Origin of the sequence: Chitinophaga alhagiae, assembly GCF_003568665.1 — a bacterium.
GTDB classification, from domain to species: Bacteria; Bacteroidota; Bacteroidia; order Chitinophagales; family Chitinophagaceae; genus Chitinophaga; species Chitinophaga alhagiae.
The window spans coordinates 464,799-484,913 of sequence record NZ_QXMH01000002.1; the positions used below are offsets into that span (position 1 = coordinate 464,799).

The window sequence follows — 20,115 nt, forward strand, 5'->3', positions numbered from 1 at the left end:
CAGATGAAACGCAACATTCTTTCCATATGTGCCATACTGGCGGCTGTTATGACAGCTACCGTGGCCTGTAAAAAAGACACTGCACCAAAGCCGCCGGTTAACCCCGGCGGCAATGATACCACGCCCACGCCGAAGCGCGATGTGATTGCCTGGGTAGACGCCCGGTCCAACGTGTTCGGCACTTACGGCCGCTTGAGCGATACCGCCGAGCTGAAAAAAGTGCTGGACACCCTCAAACTGGTAGGGGTGAACGGCCTGGTGGTAGACGTGAAAGGCAGCAGCGGGTATACCATGTACCCCAGCAGCATTGCCAAACAGATCACCTCGCTGGATGGCAAGTCACTGCCCGCCAATGTGGATTATGCGGCGTACATGCTTAAAGAGGCCCGCGCACGGGGCTTCAAAGTGTACGCTTCCATTGTTACTATGGTGGAGGGAGACGGTGGCCGCAGAATAGGCACCATCTTCGATGACCCGAACATGGCGCAGTATGAGACCATTGTGTGCGACATCAACGGCAACCGCAAGAAGGTAACGGAAACCGGCCGCAACGCCTTTGTGAATCCCGCGCAGCCTGCCGTTCAGGAACGCGCGCTGAATATCATCAAAGAGATTGCTACCAAATACGACTTTGACGGCCTGATACTGGACTATTGCCGGTATACGGACATTGACGCGGACTTCTCGGATTTCTCAAAGAACGAGTTCATCAAGTACCTGGAAACGAACTTTGATGATGACAAGGCCAAAAGCATGAAATTCCCGCAGGATGTAGTAACCACCTGGCGGAGCAATGCAGGGCAAACACTGCCTGCTACCACTGGCAAGTACTACAACAAATGGCTCATGTACCGCTGCTCCGTTATCCAGCAGTTTTTCATCAAAGCGCGGGAAGCCGTGAAAACCGCCCGGCCGGGTATGAAGTTCGGTACTTATGTGGGCGCCTGGTACACCACCTACTATCAGGTGGGCGTAAACTGGGCCAGCAACGAGTATGATCCTTTCAACGACCAGGAAGTACGGTTTGACTGGGCCTATCCCAATTACGGCAAAACCGGTTACGGGGAACAACTGGACCTGTTGATGACCGGTAACTATTTCACCCAGATACGCCTGGCAGACAACCCCGCCACCGCTCACCTCAAATACCACTGGTGGAGCGTGGAAGGTTCGCTGAACGGCGGTATGTACATCACCCGTAACAAAATGCCGCTGTACGGCAGCATAGACATGGGGAATGTAGACTGGAAAGATACGGGAGAGATCACCAAGGCCATTCAATACATACTGGGCAAAGCCAGCGGCGGCATTATGCTGTTTGACGTGGTGCATGTGTACGCACCGCAGTACAACCGCCTCAAACAACCGCTGTGGGACGCTGTGAAGAACGGGTTAAAGAACTAAGCATGCATACAGTGAAAATGATAACGGGGCTCCTGCTGATGGCAGCCGGCTGGCAAACGGCCGCTGCCCAGCACCCCCGGAAAAACATCCTCTGGTTTGACGCTACGGCCAATTTCCAGCGCTTCGGGCAGAAAGATTCTATCGTCTATTACCTGCAACGCTCCAAAGACGCCGGTATTACAGATGTGGTGGTGGATGTAAAGCCCATCACCGGGGAAGTATTGTACCCCAGCCGCATTGCCCCGGTAATGACGGAGTGGGAGGGGAAGACCAGGGATGTAAGCTGGGACATGCTGGGTTACTTCCTGCAGGAAAGCCACCGTCTGGGCATGAAAGTACATGCCTCTGCCAATGTGTTCGTGGCAGGGCATAACTTTTTTGACCGCGGCGTGGTATATGAGGATGCGTTCAAAAAAAGCTGGCAAACCATCAGCTACCTGCCGGAAACCGGCATGACGCCCATCACGCAGCAAAAGAAAAAATACTCCGCCATGCTTAACCCCGCCAACCGGGAGGTACAGCGGTATGAGCTGTCTATTCTCAAAGAGCTGGTGGGCAAATACCCTCAGCTGGACGGGATCATCCTTGACAGGGTACGCTACGATGCGCTGGCAACAGACTTTTCAGCTGTTTCCCGCAAGGCCTTTGAGCGGCACCTGAAACGCAAGGTTGCCCGTTTTCCGGAAGATATCATGTCTTACAGTGGCAAACAGGTGGTGAAAGGCCCCCTGTTCAACCAGTGGATAGAATGGCGCGCCAAAGTAGTGCACGATTTTATTTACGAGGCCAGGGCCGCCATTAAAAAGATCAACCCGGCCATCAGTTTCGGGGATTATACCGGCTCCTGGTACCCTACCTATTACGAACTGGGGGTGAACTGGGCCAGTAAGGAATATGATCCCGCCACAGAATTTGCATGGGCTACGCCAGGTTATAAAAAGTACGCCTATGCGGAAGCGCTGGACCTTTTTACCACCGGCAACTATTACTTTGAAGTAGACAAGGCGGAGAAGAACAAGATAGATACGGCCAGCGTGAACCGCACGGAAGCCGCGCAAACCAGGGCGGCGGAAGAGTGGTACACGGTAGAAGGGTCTGCGGAGCTGGTAAACCGGCTCACGCTCGGCAAAATACCCGTATACGCGGGCCTGTATGTAGAACAATACAAAGGCCACCCAGGCCAGTTCGTGCGCGCCCTGAAGATGTGCCGCCAGAAGTCGGACGGGGCCATGGTCTTCGATATTGTGCATATTATTAATTATGGGTGGTGGCGTGAATTGAAGGAAGGATTAACGGATTAAAAGACAGGCATTACCCGGGGCCGGCAGCTGCCGGCCCCTTATTAAAAAAAACATGAACCGTAGTAACAGTCTGGATGCGCTTCGCGGCTTTGCCATATTGGCCATGGTGCTTTCTAGCAGCATTGCTTTCGGCATTTTACCTGACTGGATGTACCACGCGCAAACACCGCCGCCGTACCACAAATTCAACCCGGAACTGCCGGGCATTACATGGGTAGACCTGGTGTTCCCCTTCTTCCTTTTCAGCATGGGGGCGGCCATTCCGCTGGCGCTGCAAAGGAAAATACGGGAGAAAGCCCCGGCTGCCCGGTTGCTCTGGCAGGTGGCACAACGGTTTGCGCTGCTCATCTTTTTTGCCATCTTCACCCTGCATGCCAGGGCGTGGGTACAGGCCAAACCGGCCGGTGTGCAAGAGTACCTGGTGTCCATCGGCTGTTTTGTATTGCTGTGTTGCATGTTTATCAGGATGAAGGCGCGCTGGCCTAAAATAGCCGCTTTTGCATTGGGCGCCGGGTTTCTTTTTTACCAGCGGGTGGATGTATATCAAAGTGATGTAATCATCATTGTATTGGCCAACATGGCCTTTTTTGGCACCATTATCTGGTACCTGACCCGCAACAAATCGTTGTGGCGCATAGGTGTGCTGCCGTTGGTGGCCGCTGTGTTCATGGCCGGGCAAACGCCGGGCACCTGGGCGGAGGCGGTATACAACTGGTCTCCCCTGCCGTGGATGTACAAGTTCTACTATCTCAAATACCTGTTTATCATCATTCCCGGTACCTTTGCCGGAGAATGGCTGCAGCAGCCGGTTGCCGCCCCTGCCGCAACAGACAGGCGCAACTGGCTGTTCATAGCGGCCGGCACCTTGGCACTGGTGCTGATCAACGTAATTTGTTTATTCAACCGGCAGGTGGTGCTGAACCTGGTGCTGTCGGCCGGGGCAGGCGCCGCCATGCTGGTGCTGTGCGGCAGAATGAAAGTAGCCGTACTACCCTGGAAAAATTATCTGCAGGCCGGTTTATACCTGCTTTGGCTGGGCCTTTTCTTTGATGCCGCGGAAGGTGGTATCAAAAAGGACCCTTCCAACTATAGTTATTATTTTGTAACAGGGGGCCTTGCCTTTCTGGTGATACTGGGTTTTTGCGTGCTGGAATATTACGGGTATGCCGCCCGCATCATCGGCTTCTTTGCTAAAAACGGCAGAAACCCCATGGTGGCGTATGTGGCTGGTAACCTGTTGCTGTTGCCCGTGCTGCACCTTACCGGCGCCATCAAACTATTCAGCGCCATGGAAAAAGACGTATGGCCGGGTGTGTTGAGAGGGTTGTTGTTTACGGGTATTGTATCCCTGATCACTATATTTTTTGTGAACAGGAAATGGTTTTGGAAAACATAAAAAAATATAAATGTCATTAAGCGTTCTCGACATCGGGATAATCATCGGGTATATTATCGCCATTTTGTTCCTTGGTTTTTACATTGCCAGAAAGGCGTCTAAAGACCTGCAGAGCTATTTCCTCGGCGGCAATAAAATGAAATGGTACATGCTGGGGCTGAGCAACGCATCGGGGATGTTTGACATTTCCGGCACTATGTGGACGGTGAGCATCCTTTTTATTTACGGCCTTAAAAGCGCCTTCATCCCCTGGTTGTGGCCGGTATGGAACCAGGTGTTCGTATTTGTGTACCTGGCCATCTGGATGCGGCGCTCCAATGTAATGACCGGGGCGCAATGGATCACCTTCCGCTTTGGGGACGGCAAGGGTGCGCGCCTTTCCCATATTATCATCGTAATTTTTGCCGTGGTGAGCGTAATAGGGTTTATTGCCTACTTCTTTGAAGGCATTGGCAAGTTCTGTACTTCCATTCTGCCCTGGGACCTGGCCGTGAACATCGGCCGCTTCCACCTTTCTTCCGAGAGAAGCTACGCCCTCATCCTCTGCATTGCCACCACCCTTTATACCATCAAGGGGGGCATGTACAGCGTGGTGGCCACGGAGGTGATGCAGTTCCTCATTATGACCATTTCCTGCTTTGTGATCGGCTACATTGCCTATACGTCCGTAACGGCTGAACAGGTGCAGGCCGCTATTCCTCCCGGTTGGGGAGACCTTTCCTTTGGTTGGGACCTGGGGCTGGACTGGGCCAATACGCCCTTTCCCGCTGTGAACGACAAAATAGCCGCAGACGGTTTCGGCCTGTTCGGCATCCTCATCATGATGATGCTGTTCAAAGGCATCTTTGCTTCCATAGCGGGTCCGGTGCCCAGCTATGACATGCAGCGCGTGCTGTCTACCCGCACGCCCGGAGACGCGGCCAAAATGAGCTTCACCACCATCTGGGTGATGTACATTCCCCGTTACCTCATGGTGTCTGCCTTTGCGGTGCTGGCGCTGGTGTACATGCATTCTGAACTGGGTGCGCAGGGCAGCAGCATAGATTTTGAAAAGATAGCCCCGCTCGCCATTGCCAAATTTGTACCGGCCGGCTTTAAAGGTTTGCTGCTGGCCGGCCTGCTGGCCTCTTTCATGGGCACCTTCTCCGCCTTTGTGAACTCCGCGCCGGCTTACATTGTGAACGACATCTACAAAAAATACATCAACCCCAACGGTACCAACGAAAAATACATCCGCATGAGCATCATTGCCTCCTGCGTGCTGGTGTTTGTCGGTATCCTGTTCGGGTTCATGGGCGCTTCGCTGAACAAGCTCACGCTCTGGATCACCTCGGCCCTGTACGGTGGTTATGCCGCCGCCAACTTCCTGAAATGGATCTGGTGGCGCTTCACCGGCTACGGCTATTTCTACGGCATGCTGTTCGGGCTCATAGCCTCTACCATCAAGCTGTTCGTATTCCCTGATATTGTAGACATCTACGTATTCCCGCTTATCCTCGTATTCTCCTTCATTGGCTGCATTGTGGGCACCTATATGTCTCCGCTGGTGAACAGGGAAGCGGTGAAAGCGTTTTATAAACAGACCAATCCCTGGGGTTTCTGGGGGCCCATCCGCAAGGAGGTGCTGGCAGAAGACCCGGGCTTCAAACCGAACAAGGATTTTAAACGGGACATGTTCAACATTGTGATCGGCATCATCTGGCAGATGGCCCAGGTAGTGATACCCATCTACTTCATGATCCGTGAGAACTACCAGATGCTGGGTTGGGTGATCATCTTCATTGCCACCACATGGCTGCTGAAGAAAAACTGGTGGAACCGGCTTGGACAGGCAGACGAGAACTTTCAAAAACAGCACACATGATAAAACAGGTGACCATGGCTGCGCTATTGCTTGCCACCGGCTTTACGGCGGCGGCGCAGGCTATAGACAGTACTTATGATAACAATCACTACAAGGAGCGGCAGGCGCTGTTCGCCAAAATGCCGAAGCAGAAAAAAGCCATCGTGTTCCTGGGCAACAGTATTACGGAAGCAGGCAAATGGAACGATATATTGCCCGGTCTGCCGGTACAGAACCGCGGCATTAGCGGCGATAATTCCTTTGGCGTAATTGCCCGCCTGCCGGAAATAGTAGCGCAGAAGCCTGCCCGCATATTCCTGATGATAGGCGTGAACGACCTGAAGCGCGAAGTGCCCGTACCGGTCATCGTCAACAATTACAGGCGCATGGCCGGCATTATCAAGCAAGGCTCTCCCAAAACCAGGGTAGTGCTGCAAAGCGTACTGCCGGTCAATGATACTATTCTCATAGAGGCATTTAAAAAAGTGACCAACACCAACGTGGCCCTGTTAAACAATGCGCTGGAACAGATAGCGCGGGAGAACGGTTTCACTTATGTAAACCTGCACCAGGCGTTTGCGGATGAAAAAGGGCAGCTGAAAAGGAAAGAAACGCCTGACGGGCTGCACCTCAAGGTCAGCTCCTATCCGCAATGGGTTGAATTTCTGCGCAGCAAAAAATTGTTATGATGAAAAGGATGATACTACTGGCCGCCTGCACCATGCCGGCATTCGCCTTTGCACAAACTGCTCCGAAGATAGACAGCAGCTACGCCAACTGGTACTACGAGGGGCGCATGGAGCTGTATGACCAGCTGAACAACAAACCGGCGGATATCCTTTTCCTGGGCAACAGCATCACGGAAAGAGGAGAGTGGCACGAGCTGCTGCCCGGTAAAAAGATCGCCAACCGCGGCATTGGCGGAGATAACACCTTTGGCGTGCTGGCGCGGCTGGACGGCGTGATACAGCAGCAGCCGAAAAAGCTCTTCCTGCTCATCGGCATCAATGACATCGGGCGCGGCCTGCCCGTGGAGGTGATCCTGCATAACTACAGGCGCATACTCACCCAACTCACGCAGGGCCTGCCCAAGACGAAGATCATTGTGCAGAGCGTGCTGCCCATGAATGAGGCCAAACTGCCGTACGCCTACCTGAAGAACAAGGCGGATAAAATAAAGGCGCTGAACGAAGGCATTGTTCCCCTTGCCAGGGAATTTAATCTCACCTATCTCAACCTGCACGAGCTGTTTGCGGACGAAAAGGGAGAACTGAAAGCGGATTATACAAAAGACGGCATTCACCTGGAGCCTGCGGCTTATGTAGACTGGGTGAACTGGCTGAAAAAGCATAAACAGTTGTAGTATGAAGATCACAGGCACTTTCCTTGACGAGATCAGTCACGACATACCCCACCAGAACTGGGGCCGCGAAGAATGGGACCGTGACTTCGCTTACATGAAAGCCGTGGGTATAGACACGGTAATACTCATCCGCAGCGGTTACCGCCGCTTCATCACCTATCCGTCTGCCTACCTGCAAAAACAGTTTGGCTGCTACGCACCGCCGGTAGACCTGGTAAAAATGTACCTGGAGCTGGCAGACAAGCATGGCATGCAGTTTTACTTCGGGCTGTATGACAGCGGTCATTACTGGGACACGGGCAACATGCAGGCTGAAATAGACGCCAACCGTTATGTGATAGATGAGGTGTGGCAGCAATACGGCCACTATAAGAGTTTCAAAGGCTGGTACCTGAGCATGGAGATCAGCCGCCGTACAAAGGGCGCCGTAGAAGCCTTTTCCACGCTGGGCAACCAGTGCAAGGGCGTGAGCAACGGCCAGCCCACCTTCATTTCTCCCTGGATAGACGGGAAGAAGGCCGTGATGGCCGCTTCCGCCGGCCTCACCAAAGAAGACGCCGTGTCTATACAGGAACATGAAAGAGAATGGAGCGAAATATTTGACGGCGTAAGAGGCGCCGTAGATGCCATTGCCTTCCAGGACGGCCATATAGATTACCACGAACTGCCGGAGTTTTTTGCAGTGAACAAAAAAATGGCGGACAAATTCGGGATGCAGTGCTGGACCAACGCCGAATCTTTTGACCGGGACATGCCCATCAAATTCCTGCCCATCAAGTTCGAGAAACTGCGCCTCAAGCTGGAGGCCGCCCGGCTGGCTGGTTACGACAAAGCCCTGACGTTCGAGTTCTCACATTTCATGAGCCCGCAATCTGCCTACCTGCAGGCAGGGCATTTATATAACCGTTACAAAGAGTACATCGGAGCGCTCAAATAACTCCTTGCCAATTTTTAAAGAACAAACCTGATGAAACAAATAGCTGCTTTATACAAGCAAGAACTGCTGGAAAACGTGTTGCCTTTCTGGATCCAAAATTCTAAAGACGAGAAGAACGGAGGTTTTTTTACCTGCCTGGACCGCGAGGGAAAAGTATTTGATACAGATAAGTTTATGTGGCTGCAAGGCCGGGAGGTGTGGATGTTTTCCATGCTGTACCACAAAGTAGCGCCTAACGAACAATGGAAAGAAATGGCCCTGCATGGCGCCGCATTTATGCAAAAATATGGCCGTGACGCGCAGGGTAACTGGTACTTTTCCCTGACGCAGGAGGGCAAACCCCTGGTGCAGCCTTACAATATATTCTCTGACTGTTTTGCGGCCATGGGTTTTGGCGCGTTGTACCGGATAGACCCGAAGCAGGAATATCACGATATTGCCAAAACCACTTTTGAAAATATTCTCCACCGCCGCAACAATCCCAAGGGCCAGTACACCAAACAGATACCCGGCGCCCGCAACCTGAAGAACTTTGCGCTGCCCATGATCCTCTGCAACCTTTCCCTGGAGCTGGAACACATCCTCGGCAGTGACAAGGTGAACGAGTTCATACCGGGGGTGCTGGAAGAAGTGATGGACGTGTTTTACCTGCAGCAGCAGGGGCTTATTCTGGAGAACGTATTGCAAGACGGCAGCTTTTCAGACTCGTTTGAAGGCCGCCTCATCAACCCCGGCCATGCCATTGAGGCCATGTGGTTCATTATGGACCTGGCCGTGCGCCTCAACGACCCCGCGCTGGCGCAAAAGGCCACGGACATTGGCCTGCGCATGCTGGAATATGGGTGGGATAAAAAGCACGGCGGCATCTTTTATTTCATGGATATTTACAACCATCCGCCCCAGCAGCTGGAGTGGGACCAGAAACTCTGGTGGGTACATCTGGAAACGCTGGTGTTCCTGGCCAAGGGCTGGCAATTGACGGGCAGTGAAGCCTGCAAGGCCTGGTTTGAAAAGGTACATGAATATACCTGGAAACATTTCAAGGATGCAGAATATCCGGAATGGTTTGGTTATCTTAACCGCCAGGGCGAGCCGCTGCTGCAACTAAAGGGCGGTAAATGGAAAGGTTGTTTCCACGTGCCGCGCGCCTTGTTCCAGGTATGGCAAACGCTTGAAAAGGCGCCTGCCTTTAGCGGAACGCCCAGCGTTGTTTAAAAAACGGAACGTATGAAGAGACTACTGTTATTATGCTGCCTTTTTTGCTGCGGTCTGGCGCATGCCCAAACCCGGTTCTACTATAAGGACTCCCTGTACGCAGACCATTACGCGCCGCAGGGCAGGCCCAACGGTATATCCGTTATGTTCATCCACGGCGGCGGCTTCTCCAGCGGAAATCCCGCCAACCAGAAGCCCTTTGCCGAAGGCATGAGCAAACGGGGGTATAATGTATTTGTGATCTCTTACCGGCTTTATATGAAAGGCCGTACCTACAATTGCAGCACGGTAACGCATGAAAAACTGAAGGCCTTTGAAGTGGCCGCCGAAGACGGTACTGACGCCGCAAAGTTCATTCTTGACAGGGCCGATTCTCTGCAGGTAGACCCGCAGAAATTCTTCCTGGCCGGCAGCAGCGCCGGGGCCGAAGCCGCATTGCAGATGCTCTACAACCCTTTTTCCGCCGCGGGTAAAGGCCGCTATGCCTATTTTGCGCAGCAACCCCGTTTTGCCGGCGCCCTGCTGTTTGCAGGAGCACTGGTAGATATCAACGCCATGCGGCCGGATAACTGGGTGCCCATGTTCCTCATGCATGGCACCAAAGACGCTACGGTGCCCTATGGCACTTCCGCACATCATTCCTGCAAGGCAGACGCGCCGGGCTGGCTGATACTCTTTGGCTCCAAAACCCTGTATGAAAAAGGGAAGGAGTGGAACAAGCCGGTGGTGCTGTACAGCTATAAAGACCGGCAGCACGAGGTGGCCAATTACATGTTCCGCGAATTTGACAAGATGGATAAGTTTATGCGGGATGTGGCGGGTAAGAAGAAGATAGGGGCGAAGGAGGAAGTGATTACAAAATAATAATTGTCAGGAATTTAAGTAATATATAAAAAGCAATGTGCAAAAAAGTGCATATTGCTTTTTATATATTATATTTTATTTTACAGTGATGGAATGAACGTTTTATTATTAGATGATATAGTTGTTATGCTAGTTAAACGCATTAATCAGGTTTACCACTACTTTGGTCATTATTTCTTTTTCTTCGGGCTTGCTTTCCGCTATCATTAATGTAAGCGCCACTAGAGCATTATCTGCAATACGCTTGCTCCCGTCCTCCCGGTATAGCAGGCGGTTTTTTTCGAGAAACCACACAAACGGGAATGCGGCAATGCGTTTGTTGCCATCGGAAAAAGAATGGTTCTTTACAACGAAATACAGTAGGTGAGCTGCTTTCTCTTCCACACTTGGGTAAAGCTCTTTTTCGTCAAATGTTTAATAAATAACAGCCAATGAACTTTTGAAAGAATCGTCTTTCTCGTTGCCAAACAGATCGCCTCCGCCGAATTTTTGTCTTAATTCCTGTATAACGCTTATTGCTTCCGGATAATTGATCTGGTAAACAGCCTTCGCTGTAGTAGATTGAATGCTTAGTTGCTGATGATCATATTTGTCTAGTATATCGAGAGCATAGGTATAGTCTGAAAGTACTTTCAGCAAGCCGGCCGTCTCATTGTCTGAAAGCTGGTTATTTTCTATGATGTTGCTCATTAACCGCACTGTTTGTTTCAGTGAAGTTAGCTGTTCTTCCTGTTCTTTCAAACGGGCTTCGTTGATGGCATATCCTTGAACAAGATACTCACGCAATACATTATTTGCCCACATGCGGAATTGGGTGCCTCTTTGGGATTTTACACGGTAACCGATTGATATGATTACATCCAGGCTATAAAGGTGGGTTGTCCTACCCGGTCGCTCGGTAGGCAAAACTTGCAGATGGCCTTCTTTCTGGAGTTCCTTTTCTTTGAATATATTATTGATATGTTTACTTACAACCGTCCTGTCACGGTCAAATAACTCGGAGATCTGCTCTACGTCCAACCATACAGAGTTTTGGCCCAGGATGACATTGATAGATGTTTTGTCATCATTTGTTTTATAAATAATCAGGCTTCCCTTACTCATATTCTGAAGCTACGAGCAAAAGAAAGCCTGAACTATTTTTTAAGGTTGAAATATTAGTACTGGGAGTACCAAATTTTTTCTATGTAATTACAACTAATTTATTATTAATCAACTATATATTTTGCCAATAATTAAGTGCAAAATTTGCACTTAATTATTTCCCTTAATATGAATCCCCGCTCACCCTTTCTTCACCTCCACCTTCAACTCACCCTTCACACCATTGCCCAATCCTTTCAAGGCGATCCTGTTCAGTCCCCCGGGCCAGCTTCTTTCCAGCCGGGGATCATTATTGTCAATATGTTCCACGCCGGCCTCCAGTTTCTTTGCATCGTAATGCAGCGTCAGCGTAAACCCGTCGCCTTCCAGTTTTATTTGTCCGGGGCGGGTTATGGTGGCTTTGCAGGCGGTGAGGAAGTGCAGTTGCGGCGGCGCCTGGAGCGCTTCCAGGGCGTAGTTGTCCGTGATCACAAAGCTGCCGCCGCGGTTCATGCGGTAGCCCCTTTTCCATGACTTCACCTGAGCAGCCTCGGGGTAGGCGGAGGCAATGTCTGCACTGAAGGTAACGGCTTTAGACGTGCTGGAGAAGGTTGCCGCGGTGGCCTTGAAGTTGCGGCCGGCCTTTTGCGCCGTACCGTTGATCTCGGGCAGGTTGTGGTAGGAAGACTGCATGGTCCAGATCTTGTAGCGGTCAGGGCTGAAGGTCTGGCGGGTGTAGGTGCCTACACCGGCATCTACCAGGCAGGGCTTGCCATCGTAATAAAGAATGAAGGTGCCTACGTCGTTGTGATTGTGAGATTCCGCATTGTGCCCGCCCTTTGCCGCAAAATAGAAACCGCGCTGGCTGCCGGGATATTCCCGGGCAATGGCTACTTCCGTTTGCGGGTACCAATGGGAGTTGATCAGCGGCTCGCGGGGCGTATAGGCCATGATCTCTTTCAGGTTCACCAGGTCTGCTATCACGGCCTCAATAGTGCCGGAGGGGGGATGGGTGTCCATACTGTCCAGGTGGGCGTACCAGGAGCCGAAGCCCATCATCACATCATCCCCGATGGCCTTGCCGTAGCGGTATACCATGCCTTCATTCACGCCGCCTTTGGCGCTGGCGTCTGCAAAGTTTACATAGTAGGGGGCGTTGATGTATACATTGCTGATGTAGTTGCCCATGTTCTTGATCAGCGGGTGGCTGAACACGTTCAGCTTGCCGCCGGTGGCGTGGTGCAGCAGTTCCAGGCATTCAAAGTATTTGCCGCCGGCATGGCTCCAGTAGGAGGGGCCTTCATCGCAGGCGCCGTCTGCATAATAGGAGTTCGTGAATTTGTCTATGGAGGTAATGGCCTTATAAATGTATTTGCTGCGCTGGGCGGCGTCTTCTTCCAGCAGCAGGATGCACTGCATCACGTTGTAGTTCACCCAGGGGTTCCAGTTGTTCATGGGCCTGTCACTGAAGCCCATCCACCAGAAGTCGTTGCGGGTATAGTACGGTTCCAGTATGTTTTTCCGCACTTCGTGGCGGATGCGGGCGGATACCAGCGGGTTCACCTTGTCCAGCAACGGCCTGAAGTAATAATGTACCCAGGCCATGAGGGCGCCGGCATCGGCGGAGCCGAGGTCTATCACCGGCCGGGTAATGTCTGGCAGCAGGTCTGCATTTTTGGTAACGGGCAGGTGGGCGGAAAGGGCCCAGCTGCTTTGTTCGCTGATGGCCCATATGCCGTTGATCAGCTGGTCTGTGAAGCGGCCTTTGCCTTCCGCCAGTTCCGCCAGCGCCAGGTTTTGCAGGGCTTTTTTGCGGGCGCCGTTGGGCCCCTGCATCACATCGCGGTTGCCGGTGCGGGTAAAGGCCATAAAGTCTGTGGCCTTTACTACGTCCCAGTTGAAACGCAGCGCTTCTTCCCCCCGCTGTATAAAGGCCGTACGGATGGCGGGCGGCAGGTTGTTCCAGAAATTGCGGTCATTGTAGGCGGGCAGGCTTACCCATGACTGGTCTTTAATGAGCATGGCATCTACCTGCTGCGGCGTGTAGCGGCTGGTGAGCAGGTTTTTGTGGTCTTGCGCCAGCACGTGGAATGATAACTGGACGAGCAAGGTCAGTGTAATGAAAATAGTTTTCACGGTATAAATGTTTTCTTAAAAATAACATCTATTCCGTTGGGATCAAACCGGTTTTATTTCTGCTTCAGTTTGTTGAGGTTGATCTTGAAGGTTTGGCCTACGGGCAGGCTTTCATCCAGTATCACTACATGCCGCGGGCCCCATTCTTCCACTTTGTCTGCTGCAATGATGTAGGATTTATGGATGCGCACAAAGCAGCTGGCGGGCAGCAGCTTTTCCATTTCCGCGGTGGTGGCGTTCACAACCAGGCATTTGTTTTCGAGGTATACTTTCACGTAGTTGCCCATGCTTTGTACGTAGTAGATGTCTGCCGGGTCTACCGCGGTTTGCGTGCTGCCGGTCTTGAGCAGCAGCGGTTCTTCCGGCGGGGCGCTTATCGGGGCCTCCTGCTGCAGTATTTTGTTCACGGCTTTCAGGAAGCGGGGAAAGCTGATGGGCTTCAGGATGTAGTCTACCACGTCATATTCATAACTTTCGAGCGCAAACTCGCTGTAGGCGCTGCAGAGAATGATGCGGGGGTGGTTGTTGTTGAGGGTCTTCAACAGGTCAAGGCCGCTCAGTTCCGGCATGTTGATGTCCAGGAACACCACGTCTACCTTTTCCCGGTGCAGGAAGTTGGCGGTTTCCATGGCATTGTAGCAATGCCCTACTATCTGCAGGGCCTGTACTTTTTCAATATGAGCTTCCAGCACATAATGCGCCCCGGGTTCATCATCTACGATCAGGCAGCGGAGTACTTGCATGGCGGTCTAAGGTTAAGATCAGTTCTGTATAATAAATATTGTTCTCTTCGTTGGTGATGAGGGTATGCCGTTTGGCATACGCCAGTGCCAGGCGCTGTTTTACGTTATTCAGGCCAACGCCCGTCGAAGATACGGATTGTTTATTGTCCGGCACCGTATTGCGGATTTTCATATGCAGCACTTCGCCCTTGATCTCCAGCTCCACTTTGATGTAGGAGGCAGACATGCTGGAGGGTGCGTATTTAAAGGCGTTTTCCACAAAGGCGATCAGTATCAGCGGGGTGATCATCAGGTCTTTTTCGTGCCCTTTTTTCTTGAAGTTCACCTGGCAGCGCTGCCGCACCCGGGCCCGTTCCAGGTGTACGTAGTTGCGGATGAACTGCAGCTCATCTTCCAGCGGCACCAGCTGTTTGCGGGAGCTTTCCAGCTGGTAGCGCATCAGCTCGGAGATGCTCAGGATCAGCTCCGGTGTTTTATTGGGGTAGCGGAGGCTGACCCCGTACAGGTTGTTGAGGGTATTGAAAAAGAAATGGGGGTTGAGCTGGCTTTGCAGGTATTGCAGCTCCTTTTCCCGCAGCAGCAGCGAGTTGCGCAGCTCATGTGTTTGAAAGGTGGCGCCCCGGTATAGGAACCAGAGGCCGATGCCTATCAGCAGGGAAGCGGCGGCAAATACCAGGTCTCCCACCCATATTACATTACGGTCAGACTGGAATACGAGTATCCGCAATACGTACGTTACCGCGGTGTTGATGGCCAGCCAGCCGGCCAGCAGCGAAAAATAGCGCCAGTACCGGCCATGCATCAGTACCTGGAGCATAAATTTGTTGTGTAGCGCGCACATCACGTAAACAAAAACCAGTGATACGCTCTGGCAAAGGTACAGGCGGGTATTGGTGATAGGTTCATATTGCAGGTTGATCAATACGTTCACGGTGATCAGCACTATCAGTAACAGGATGTTCACCACCCAACTGTTATTGAATATGTTCTTCAGGCTCATACGCCCGGCAATTTAAGACGATCCGCCCGGAAAGGGCCTGTTTTTGTGATATCCCGCATTCATCAGGGGATAAAATATGGCTCCATTAGAAAATTTCAAAAAACAGGCCCCGTTTACGGTTTTTTTGCAATAAAATGGGGTTTAGGCAAAAATTAGTTTGATTATCCGGATTAGTTCCTAAATTTGCACTCGAAAATTATGAACATTCACGTACATACACATCATCACCATACTTGCCAGCGCGGTAAGCAGGGAATGCTGTAGTATGCACACAACAGATATTCACCATAGAAGGCTTACCGCATCCCGGTAGGCCTTTTTTGTTTCAAACCGCTGAAAAAACATATTAAGTACAGATGAGACGTAAGCCTCTTCTGACCCGCAAAGACATAAACGATAACAAATGAAACTGCGTATTGCCATTCAAAAGTCCGGCCGCCTGCACGAAGATTCTATCAAGCTCCTGAAAGAATGCGGGATAGACATCAACAACGGCGTGAACAAACTCAAGACCGAAGCCTCCAACTTCCCGCTGGAAGTGTTTTTCCTCCGCGATGACGATATTCCGCAGTACGTGGAAGACGGCGTGGCAGACATTGGCATTGTTGGCGAGAACGTGGTGCTGGAAAAGAACCGCCCCCTGCGCACTGTGGAAAAGCTGGGCTTCGGCAAATGCCGCCTGGCCATGGCCGTGCCCAAGGGCATGGAATACAACTCCATCCGTGATCTGAACGGGCAGCGTATTGCCACCAGCTACCCCGTTATTTTGCAGGACTTCCTCAAAAAAATGGACATCACCGCTGAAATACACGAGATCAGCGGCTCCGTGGAAATAGCGCCCGGCATAGGGCTGGCAGACGCCATCTGCGATCTGGTGAGCAGCGGTTCCACCCTGTTCATGAACGGCCTGAAAGAAGTGGAGACCATCCTCCGCTCGGAGGCCGTACTGGTGAGCCACGACCGCCTGACTCCCGCGCAGCAGCAGTTGCTGGACAAGCTGCTGTTCCGCATACAGGCCGTGAAAAAAGCCAAGAACAATAAATACGTGCTGCTGAACGCCCCTAACGATAAGCTGCCCGAGATCATAGGCCTGCTGCCCGGTATGAAAAGCCCCACCGTGCTGCCCCTGGCGGAAGCCGGCTGGAGCTCTGTACACTCCGTGCTGAACGAAAACGATTTCTGGGACATCATTGAAAGCCTCAAAGCCGCCGGCGCACAAGGCATACTGGTGGTGCCCATCGAAAAAATGGTGGTGTAACTCAAAAAACGTTCGTTATGCAAGTGATCCGATACCCGGAAAAAAATACATGGAACACACTGCTGCGGCGCCCCGCGCTGGACACGCGGCAGCTGGAGGCCACCGTGTCCGCCATTCTTGACGATGTGAAGGCCAATGGAGACGCGGCCGTGCTGCAATACACCGCCCGGTTCGATAAAGTGGAGCTGACCGGCCTGCTGGTAGACGCGGAAGAGTTTGCCGCGGCAGATGAGGCGCTGGAAGAACCGCTGAAAGACGCCATCCGCCAGGCAGCCGCCAATATTGAGGCCTTTCACCGGGCGCAGGTGGAAGAAGTGACGATGATAGAGACCATGCCCGGCGTGCAGTGCTGGCGCAAACCGGTAGGCATAGAAAAAGTAGGCCTCTACATCCCCGGCGGCACCGCCCCGCTGTTCTCCACCATTTTGATGCTGGCCATTCCCGCCCGGCTGGCCGGCTGCAGCGAAATAGTGTTGTGTACCCCTCCCGGCCGCAATGGCCGCGTACACCCTGCCGTGCTCTGGGCCGCACAATACACCGGCATTACCCGGGTGTTCAAGACCGGCGGGGTACAGGCCATTGGCGCCATGGCCTTTGGTACGGAAAGCATTCCCAAAGTGTACAAGATATTCGGCCCCGGCAACCAGTACGTAACCTGTGCCAAACAGCTGGTGAACAGCGCCGGCACGGCCATAGACATGCCCGCCGGGCCGTCTGAAGTAGCCGTGTTCGCGGATGAGGCTTGCGTGCCCGCTTTTGTGGCGGCAGACCTGCTCTCGCAGGCGGAGCATGGGCCAGACAGCCAGGTGCTGCTGGTCAGCACGTCAGCAACCGTTATTGCCGCCGTGCAGGCGGAAGTGGAAGCCCAGCTGGAGCTGCTGCCCCGCAAAGACATGGCCGTACAGGCCCTGGGCAACAGCCGCCTGGTGCTGGTCAAAGACCGGGACGAGGCCATGGACCTGCTGAACGAGTACGCGCCCGAACACCTCATCATGGCCTGCGGGAACGATGAGGCGCTGGCCACCCGCGTGGTGAACGCAGGCTCTGTGTTCCTCGGCAACTATTCCCCGGAAAGCGCGGGAGACTATGCTTCCGGCACTAATCACACGCTGCCTACCAACGGCTATGCCACTGCGTACAGCGGCGTAAGTGTAGACAGTTTCGTGAAAAAGATCACCTTTCAGCGCCTCACACGGGAAGGCCTGCAAAGCCTGGGCCCCACCATTGAGGCCATGGCCGCCGCAGAAGGGCTGGAAGCGCATAAAAATGCCGTGAGCATCCGGTTAAGCCACCTCGCTTAGGGGCATGGCGCCTGGAAACACCCGGTATTTTTTTGTCATTCATCATTCGTAATTCGTAATTGACCGTCATGTTCGACCTGAATAATATTTTAAGAGACAACATCAAACGCCTGGTGCCTTACTCCTCCGCCCGGGACGAGTTCAAAGGCGAAGCCTCCGTATTCCTGGACGCCAACGAGAACAGCTTCGGCTCTCCCTTGCCCGTTGCCTATCATCGTTACCCTGACCCGATGCAGTGGAAAGTGAAATACCGCATAGCGGATATCAAAGGCGTACCGCCGCAGAACATTTTTCTCGGAAATGGCAGCGATGAGGCCATTGACGTACTGTTCAGGGCTTTTTGCCGCCCGGGTGTGGATAACGTGGTGCTGTGCCCCCCCACGTATGGCATGTACGAAGTGAGCGCCAACATCAATGATGTCACCATCCGCAAAGCCACGCTCACGGAAGATTTCCAGCTGGACCTGGAAGCTATAGAAGCCGCCATAGACGAGAACACCAAACTCATTTTTATCTGTTCCCCCAACAACCCCACCGCCAACGCCATCCGCAAGGAAGATATTGAAATGGTGCTGAACAACTTTGACGGTATTGTGGTGGTAGATGAGGCCTACATCAACTTCTCCAAACAGAAAACCCTCATACAGGAGCTGATGGAGTACCCCAACCTGGTGATCCTGCAAACGCTGTCCAAAGCCTGGGGCCTGGCCGCCCTGCGCGTGGGCATGGCCTTTGCCAGCGAGGATATCATCAACGTGTTCAACAAGGTGAAACCGCCGTACAACATCAACCAGGCCTCTCAGGAGCTGGCGCTGGAAGCCCTGAACAACATCAACCAGGTAAACGCCTGGATTAAAGAGACCGTTCAGGAGCGGGGCAAGCTGGAAGAAGCGCTGCCGCTGCTGCCCATTGTTGAAAAAGTGTATCCCAGCGATGCCAACTTTCTGTTGGTGAAAACCAAGGATGCCAACGGCATTTACGGCCAACTGGTGGAACAGGGCATTATTGTGCGCAACCGCTCCAAGGTAGAGCTGTGCGCCGGCTGCCTCCGCATTACCGTGGGTACGCCGGAAGAAAATATTGAATTGCTCAACGCTTTAAAATCCATTGCCGCAAAATGAAACGCGTATTATTCATAGACAGGGACGGTACCATGATCAAAGAAGTACCGCCCACGTACCAGATAGACAGTTTGGAGAAAGTGGAATTTTACCCGAAGGTATTCACCTACCTCGGCAAAATAGCGCGGGAGCTGAATTACGAGCTGGTAATGGTCACCAACCAGGACGGGCTGGGCACCGCCTCTTTCCCTGAAGCCACCTTTGTAGCTCCCCACCAGCACATTATGACCGCCTTTGCCAATGAAGGCGTGCATTTTGCCGCCGTACACATAGACAAAAGTTTCCCTGACGAGAACAAGCCCACCCGCAAGCCGGGCACGGGCATGCTCACGCAATACTTTTCGAAAGACTATGACCTTGCCAATTCCTTTGTGATCGGGGACCGCATCACAGATGTGAAGCTGGCGCAGAACCTGGGCGCAAAGGCCATCTGGCTGAATGAAGGCACCTCCCTGGGAGCGGCTGAAGTATCGGACGATGGGGAGCTGAAAGACGTGGTGGCCCTGGAAACTACAGACTGGGCAAAGATCTACGAGTTCCTGAAAATAGGCCTGCGTACGGTGAGCCATACCCGCGCCACCAAGGAAACAGACATCCGCATTGACCTCAACCTGGACGGTACCGGCAAGGCGGACATCCACACCGGCCTGGCCTTTTTTGACCACATGCTAGACCAGATTGCCCGCCATGGCAGTATAGACCTCAGCATACAGGCCAAAGGAGACCTGCATATAGACGAGCACCACACCATAGAAGATACCGGTATTGCCCTGGGCGAAGCCTTTGCCATGGCCCTGGCGGATAAAAAAGGCACCGAGCGGTACGGTTTCTGCCTGCCCATGGACGATTGCCTGGCGCAGGTGGCCATTGACTTCGGCGGCCGCAACTGGATAGTGTGGGAGGTGGAGTTCAAACGGGAAAAGATAGGGGAGATGCCTACGGAAATGTTCTTTCACTTCTTCAAATCCTTTTCAGACGCCGCTAAATGCAACCTGAACATCAAGGCGGAAGGGCAGAACGAGCATCACAAGATAGAGGCCATCTTCAAGGCCTTTGCCAAAGCGGTGAAAATGGCCGTAAAACGCAATCCGGACAACATGCAGTTGCCCAGTACCAAAGGAGTGCTGTAAACATTTCAATAATATGATCA

17 protein-coding genes and 1 pseudogene are annotated in these 20,115 nt (G+C 52.7%); 13 read left to right on the top strand and 5 right to left on the bottom strand.

Annotated elements, in window-relative coordinates; genetic code table 11:
• Window positions 1–3 precede the first annotated feature (3 nt).
• Genes D3A97_RS12825 through D3A97_RS12865 form a run of 9 tightly spaced genes read left to right on the top strand, consistent with a single transcriptional unit; the run spans window position 4 to window position 10,323 of the window.
• Window positions 4–1,404: an alpha amylase family protein gene (locus D3A97_RS12825; RefSeq protein ID WP_119078891.1), complete on the top strand. Its 1,401-nt coding sequence runs from the start codon at window positions 4–6 to the stop codon at window positions 1,402–1,404.
• Between the two features lie 2 nt (window positions 1,405–1,406).
• Window positions 1,407–2,705: an alpha amylase family protein gene (locus D3A97_RS12830; protein ID WP_198673978.1), complete on the top strand. Its 1,299-nt coding sequence runs from the start codon at window positions 1,407–1,409 to the stop codon at window positions 2,703–2,705.
• A gap of 52 nt (window positions 2,706–2,757) precedes the next feature.
• A complete protein-coding gene (locus D3A97_RS12835; protein ID WP_119078892.1) occupies window positions 2,758–4,101 on the top strand; it encodes a DUF5009 domain-containing protein in 1,344 nt (447 codons plus the stop codon).
• Between the two features lie 10 nt (window positions 4,102–4,111).
• Entirely contained in the window at window positions 4,112–5,965 is a 1,854-nt protein-coding gene (locus D3A97_RS12840) for a sodium:solute symporter family protein (RefSeq protein WP_119078893.1), read from the top strand.
• On the top strand, window positions 5,962–6,633 hold the full coding sequence (locus D3A97_RS12845; protein WP_157986521.1) for a GDSL-type esterase/lipase family protein: 672 nt from the start codon (window positions 5,962–5,964) through the stop codon (window positions 6,631–6,633). Before D3A97_RS12840 ends, D3A97_RS12845 begins: the two co-directional genes overlap by 4 nt.
• Window positions 6,630–7,307 carry a GDSL-type esterase/lipase family protein gene (locus tag D3A97_RS12850; RefSeq protein WP_198673979.1) on the top strand — a complete coding sequence of 226 codons (678 nt, stop codon included), beginning with the start codon at window positions 6,630–6,632 and terminating at the stop codon, window positions 7,305–7,307. The genes D3A97_RS12845 and D3A97_RS12850 overlap by 4 nt, the downstream gene beginning before the upstream one ends.
• 1 nt (window position 7,308) lies before the next feature.
• Window positions 7,309–8,244, top strand: a complete 936-nt coding sequence (locus tag D3A97_RS12855) for a DUF4434 domain-containing protein (protein WP_119078895.1) — start codon at window positions 7,309–7,311, stop codon at window positions 8,242–8,244.
• Between the two features lie 30 nt (window positions 8,245–8,274).
• On the top strand, window positions 8,275–9,459 hold the full coding sequence (locus tag D3A97_RS12860) for a n-acyl-d-glucosamine 2-epimerase (RefSeq protein WP_119078896.1): 1,185 nt from the start codon (window positions 8,275–8,277) through the stop codon (window positions 9,457–9,459).
• A gap of 12 nt (window positions 9,460–9,471) precedes the next feature.
• Entirely contained in the window at window positions 9,472–10,323 is an 852-nt protein-coding gene (locus D3A97_RS12865) for an alpha/beta hydrolase (RefSeq protein ID WP_119078897.1), read from the top strand.
• 129 nt (window positions 10,324–10,452) lie between these two features.
• Here the strand turns inward: D3A97_RS12865 and D3A97_RS25155 are convergent.
• From D3A97_RS25155 to D3A97_RS12885, 5 genes and pseudogenes are all read right to left on the bottom strand, one after another.
• Window positions 10,453–10,710: pseudogene (locus D3A97_RS25155) on the bottom strand (type II toxin-antitoxin system death-on-curing family toxin); the annotation flags it as partial.
• 27 nt (window positions 10,711–10,737) lie between these two features.
• Window positions 10,738–11,427: a RhuM family protein gene (gene rhuM, locus D3A97_RS12870; protein ID WP_232825956.1), complete on the bottom strand. Its 690-nt coding sequence runs from the start codon at window positions 11,425–11,427 to the stop codon at window positions 10,738–10,740.
• Window positions 11,428–11,607: 180 nt separating this feature from the next.
• The gene (locus D3A97_RS12875) at window positions 11,608–13,542 is read right to left on the bottom strand and encodes a heparinase II/III domain-containing protein (RefSeq protein ID WP_157986522.1); all 1,935 of its coding nucleotides are present in this window, start codon (window positions 13,540–13,542) and stop codon (window positions 11,608–11,610) included.
• A 53-nt stretch (window positions 13,543–13,595) separates the two neighbouring features.
• Window positions 13,596–14,285, bottom strand: a complete 690-nt coding sequence (locus D3A97_RS12880) for a LytR/AlgR family response regulator transcription factor (RefSeq protein WP_119078899.1) — start codon at window positions 14,283–14,285, stop codon at window positions 13,596–13,598.
• Window positions 14,254–15,285 (bottom strand): sensor histidine kinase, encoded by a 1,032-nt coding sequence (locus D3A97_RS12885; RefSeq protein ID WP_119078900.1) that lies wholly within the window; start codon window positions 15,283–15,285, stop codon window positions 14,254–14,256. The genes D3A97_RS12880 and D3A97_RS12885 overlap by 32 nt, the downstream gene beginning before the upstream one ends.
• Before the next feature lie 403 nt (window positions 15,286–15,688).
• Between D3A97_RS12885 and hisG the strand changes: the two genes are divergently transcribed.
• The 4 genes from hisG (at window position 15,689) to hisB (ending at window position 20,095) form a co-directional block, all read left to right on the top strand.
• Entirely contained in the window at window positions 15,689–16,543 is an 855-nt protein-coding gene (gene hisG, locus D3A97_RS12890) for an ATP phosphoribosyltransferase (protein WP_119078901.1), read from the top strand.
• A gap of 17 nt (window positions 16,544–16,560) precedes the next feature.
• Window positions 16,561–17,844 (top strand): histidinol dehydrogenase, encoded by a 1,284-nt coding sequence (hisD, locus tag D3A97_RS12895; protein ID WP_119078902.1) that lies wholly within the window; start codon window positions 16,561–16,563, stop codon window positions 17,842–17,844.
• Between the two features lie 68 nt (window positions 17,845–17,912).
• Entirely contained in the window at window positions 17,913–18,965 is a 1,053-nt protein-coding gene (gene hisC, locus D3A97_RS12900; protein ID WP_198673980.1) for a histidinol-phosphate transaminase, read from the top strand.
• On the top strand, window positions 18,962–20,095 hold the full coding sequence (gene hisB / locus D3A97_RS12905; RefSeq protein WP_119078904.1) for a bifunctional histidinol-phosphatase/imidazoleglycerol-phosphate dehydratase HisB: 1,134 nt from the start codon (window positions 18,962–18,964) through the stop codon (window positions 20,093–20,095). The genes hisC and hisB overlap by 4 nt, the downstream gene beginning before the upstream one ends.
• The last annotated feature ends 20 nt before the right edge of the window (window positions 20,096–20,115 follow it).

Excerpts from the sequence above, each read along its gene's own strand:
- D3A97_RS12860 (WP_119078896.1), top strand. The coding sequence starts at position 8,275 with ATGAAACAAATAGCTGCTTTATACAAGCAAGAACTGCTGGAAAACGTG.
- D3A97_RS12880 (WP_119078899.1), bottom strand. The coding sequence starts at position 14,285 with ATGCAAGTACTCCGCTGCCTGATCGTAGATGATGAACCCGGGGCGCAT.
- D3A97_RS12835 (WP_119078892.1), top strand. The coding sequence starts at position 2,758 with ATGAACCGTAGTAACAGTCTGGATGCGCTTCGCGGCTTTGCCATATTG.
- hisG (WP_119078901.1), top strand. The coding sequence starts at position 15,689 with ATGAAACTGCGTATTGCCATTCAAAAGTCCGGCCGCCTGCACGAAGAT.
- D3A97_RS12885 (WP_119078900.1), bottom strand. The coding sequence starts at position 15,285 with ATGAGCCTGAAGAACATATTCAATAACAGTTGGGTGGTGAACATCCTG.
- hisB (WP_119078904.1), top strand. The coding sequence starts at position 18,962 with ATGAAACGCGTATTATTCATAGACAGGGACGGTACCATGATCAAAGAA.
- hisD (WP_119078902.1), top strand. The coding sequence starts at position 16,561 with ATGCAAGTGATCCGATACCCGGAAAAAAATACATGGAACACACTGCTG.
- D3A97_RS12845 (WP_157986521.1), top strand. The coding sequence starts at position 5,962 with ATGATAAAACAGGTGACCATGGCTGCGCTATTGCTTGCCACCGGCTTT.
- hisC (WP_198673980.1), top strand. The coding sequence starts at position 17,913 with ATGTTCGACCTGAATAATATTTTAAGAGACAACATCAAACGCCTGGTG.
- D3A97_RS12830 (WP_198673978.1), top strand. The coding sequence starts at position 1,407 with ATGCATACAGTGAAAATGATAACGGGGCTCCTGCTGATGGCAGCCGGC.
- rhuM (WP_232825956.1), bottom strand. The coding sequence starts at position 11,427 with ATGAGTAAGGGAAGCCTGATTATTTATAAAACAAATGATGACAAAACA.
- D3A97_RS12850 (WP_198673979.1), top strand. The coding sequence starts at position 6,630 with ATGATGAAAAGGATGATACTACTGGCCGCCTGCACCATGCCGGCATTC.
- D3A97_RS12855 (WP_119078895.1), top strand. The coding sequence starts at position 7,309 with ATGAAGATCACAGGCACTTTCCTTGACGAGATCAGTCACGACATACCC.
- D3A97_RS12825 (WP_119078891.1), top strand. The coding sequence starts at position 4 with ATGAAACGCAACATTCTTTCCATATGTGCCATACTGGCGGCTGTTATG.
- D3A97_RS12865 (WP_119078897.1), top strand. The coding sequence starts at position 9,472 with ATGAAGAGACTACTGTTATTATGCTGCCTTTTTTGCTGCGGTCTGGCG.
- D3A97_RS12840 (WP_119078893.1), top strand. The coding sequence starts at position 4,112 with ATGTCATTAAGCGTTCTCGACATCGGGATAATCATCGGGTATATTATC.